Source organism: Actinotalea sp. (assembly GCF_041597215.1).
GTDB lineage: Bacteria > Actinomycetota > Actinomycetes > Actinomycetales > Cellulomonadaceae > Actinotalea.
Genome location: NZ_JBFHHB010000314.1, coordinates 1 through 3,076, shown reverse-complemented (window position 1 = coordinate 3,076; position 3,076 = coordinate 1). Strand labels below are relative to the sequence as shown.

The following is a 3,076-nucleotide window of genomic DNA, read 5'->3' as shown; positions in this document are numbered from 1 at the left end:
GGCGGCGGCCCTCAGCATGCCGTCGGGGCGGGTGCCGGCCGCGGTGAGGCGCCCGAGCGTGGCGTGGCCCGTGACGTTCACCTCGTGCCCGCGGCGGCGGAGCTCGGCGATCGTCCGTTCGCCGACGGTCTCCTCGACATGCAGGGCCTTGCGCTCGACGACGCGTGGCGCGAAGGAGGAGACGAGGTGGGTCGTGTGCCAGGACGGGGCGTCGATCGCCTCCTGGAGATCCATCCCGAAGGCGAGGTGACGCAGCAGGAAGGGGACCTGCCACTGGTCCTGCTGGTCACCGCCCGGGGTGCCGCAGGCGAGCTCGGCGTGGCCGTCGCGCAGCACGAGCGTCGGGCTCAGCGTCGTACGAGGTCGCCTGCCCGGACCGATCGTCCCCGGCAGGCCGGGCTCGAGCCAGAACATCTGCGCACGGGTGGGCAGGGCGAAGCCGAGCGAGGCGATCGTCGGGGAGCTCTGCAGCCATCCGCCGCTCGGGGTCGCCGAGACGGTGTTCCCCCAGCGGTCGACGACGTCCACGTGGCAGGTGTCGCCGCGGACGGTGCCGTCGGGTGCGGTCGGGGGCTCGCCTGCGGTGCTCGGGGCGAACGTGGGCTCGCCTGCGGTGCTCGGGGCGAACGTGGGCTCGCCACCTCCCGGGCCGGCAGGCGGTGCGACGGCCGGCGGGGCTCCGTCCTCGAGGCCGCGCGTGACCTGGAGGGGCAGTCGCGGCGTCCGGCCGTCGGGGGAGCCAGGGTGGAGCCCGCCGCGCGCCTCCGGCCCGATCAGGGCGCGACGCTCGTCGGCGTACGCGGGGGACAGGAGGGTCTCGAGGGGGACGTCGCTGTGGTCCGGGTCGCCGTACCAGGCGTCGCGGTCGGCGAAGGCGAGCTTGGCCGACTCGGTGACGGCATGGATGAGCTCCGCGGCGTCCGGGGAGGTGTCGTCGAGGTCCAGGCCCTCGAGCACGCGCAGCTGCTGCAGGAGGACGGGCCCCTGGCCCCACGGCCCGGTCTTGGCGATCGTCCGGCCGAACACGTCCACGCTGACGGCGTCCTCCTCGCTGCTGCGCCAGTCGGCGAGGTCCTGGCCGCGCAGGAGGCCGTGATGGGCGCGCCCGGAGGAGTCGTGCACCGCCGGCCCGGTGCACATCGCGTCGACGGCCTCGGCGACGAAGCCCTCGTAGAACGCGGCGCGGGCGGCCTCGATGCCCGCCTCGCGGTCGCGGTGGGCGTCGGCGGCTGCCGCCAGCCGTTCGAGCGTCGTCGCGAGGGCGGGGTTGGTGAACCGGGACCCGGGGGAGGGCGGTGCGCCGTGGCGGAGGTAGAGCTCGGCCGAGGAGTGCCAGTGCTCCCGGAAGAGCCCGGCGACCCGGCCGATCGTCGCGGCGGCCTGCGGGAGGAGTGGGAAGCCGTCGCGGGCGTAGCCGAGAGCGGGGGTGAGCACCGCGCGTACCGTCCAGGTCCCGTACCTGGCGAGCAGGTCCATCCACGCCCCGAAGGACCCGGGCACGACAGCGGGCAGCAGTCCCGTCCCGGGGATCGAGTCCAGGCCGAGCGAGGTGAAGGCCTCGGGGGTGGCCGCCGCGGGCGCTGTGCCTTGCCCGCAGATCACGAAGGGCCGGTCGGCGCCCGCCGCTTTGGCGAGGATCGGCACGTCCCCGCCGAGTCCGTTGAGATGCGGCTCGACGACGTGCAGGACGAGTCCTGCGCACACCGCGGCGTCGAAGGCGTTCCCGCCCTGCTCGAGCACGGCCATTCCGGCGTGGGAGGCCAGCCAGTGGGTCGAGGCCACCATCCCGTGCGTGCCGAGCATCTCCGGACGCGTGGTGGGGGTGGGCTGCCGGGTCACGTCCTGCATGATCGCATGTGGCGCGGTCGCGTTCGGCCGGCTCGCGGGTCGCCCGGCGTCGGCTCGTCAGGCTCCGCCGCACGCCGCGTGCTCGGCTGAGCACGTGGTTTGGACCTGCCCCTCGGCTCGGGTAGAGTTCCCCGCCGGTACGCCGTCCGGTTCGAGGCGCGCCCCGCAGCAGCGGAGCGTCGTCGAATGACCGGTACGGATACCCCCATGGGGTATGGTGTAATTGGCAGCACGAGTGATTCTGGTTCACTTAGTCTAGGTTCGAGTCCTGGTACCCCAGCGTGTGCAGGTGCGGTCCCGCGAGAGCATGGACAGAGCACCGGTTCACATACGGTAGAGTTCTCAGCCGTCGATCCCCTCGGGGAAAGACAGTCCCGGCCCCCATCGTCTAGTGGCCTAGGACGCCGCCCTCTCACGGCGGTAACAGGGGTTCGAATCCCCTTGGGGGTACGACAACAGCCCGGTCATCCACGATGACCGGGCTGTTCTGCGTCTGCGGGTCGGTTGCCCAGGGCCTGCGGGTCGGCTGCCCCGGGTCTGCGGGTCGGCTGCCCCGGGTCGCGCCATGGCGTCCCGGGGCTCCTCGGGTTCAGTCGCCGGTGCGGCGCAGGACCTCGGTGAGACGGTTGGCCGCCGCGACGACGGCACCGGCGTGCAGCCGTCCCGGCTGACGGCTCAGTCGCTCGACGGGGCCGGAGATCGACACGGCTGCCACGACGCGACCGGAGCTCCCGCGCACGGGTGCCGAGACCGACGCGACGCCCGCCTCGCGCTCGGCGACCGACTGCGCCCAGCCCCGACGTCGGACGCCCGAGAGGACGGTCGCGGTGAACTTGGCGCCCTGGAGCCCGCGGTGCAGGCGGTCGGGCTCCTCCCAGGCGAGCAGGATCTGGGCGGCGGAGCCGGCGTGCATGGTCAGGGTCGCGCCGACGGGGATCGAGTCGCGCAGGCCGATGGGTCGCTCCGCCGCGGCGACGCAGATCCGCTGGTCGCCCTGGCGGCGGTAGAGCTGTGCGCTCTCGCCGCAGTGGTCGCGCAAGGCGGCGAGGACGGGGTTGGCCGCGGCGAGGAGGCGGTCCTCTCCTGCGGCCGTCGACAGCTCGGCGAGGCGCGGGCCGAGGACGAAGCGACCCTGCATGTCGCGGGCCACGAGCCGATGGTGCTCGAGGGCGACGGCGAGGCGATGGGCCGTCGGTCGGGCAAGATGGGTCGCGGCGACCAGCTGCGC

General features: G+C 74.0%; 2 protein-coding genes and 2 tRNA genes. 2 read left to right on the top strand and 2 right to left on the bottom strand.

Features of this window, described 5'->3' with window-relative positions; genetic code table 11:
* Positions 1-1,848, bottom strand: a 1,848-nt coding sequence (locus ABWK99_RS15250; RefSeq protein WP_372595543.1) for a gamma-glutamyltransferase family protein, incomplete at its 3' end; no start/stop codon positions are given.
* Between the two features lie 208 nt (positions 1,849-2,056).
* On the opposite strand from ABWK99_RS15250, the gene ABWK99_RS15245 reads away from it, so the two are divergent.
* Together ABWK99_RS15245 and ABWK99_RS15240 are read left to right on the top strand one after the other, a co-directional pair.
* Positions 2,057-2,128, top strand: a tRNA-Gln gene (locus tag ABWK99_RS15245).
* A gap of 97 nt (positions 2,129-2,225) precedes the next feature.
* Positions 2,226-2,298, top strand: a tRNA-Glu gene (locus ABWK99_RS15240).
* Between the two features lie 139 nt (positions 2,299-2,437).
* On the opposite strand, the gene ABWK99_RS15235 is transcribed toward ABWK99_RS15240, so the two are convergent.
* Positions 2,438-3,076, bottom strand: a 639-nt coding sequence (locus tag ABWK99_RS15235) for an IclR family transcriptional regulator (protein ID WP_372595542.1), incomplete at its 5' end; no start/stop codon positions are given.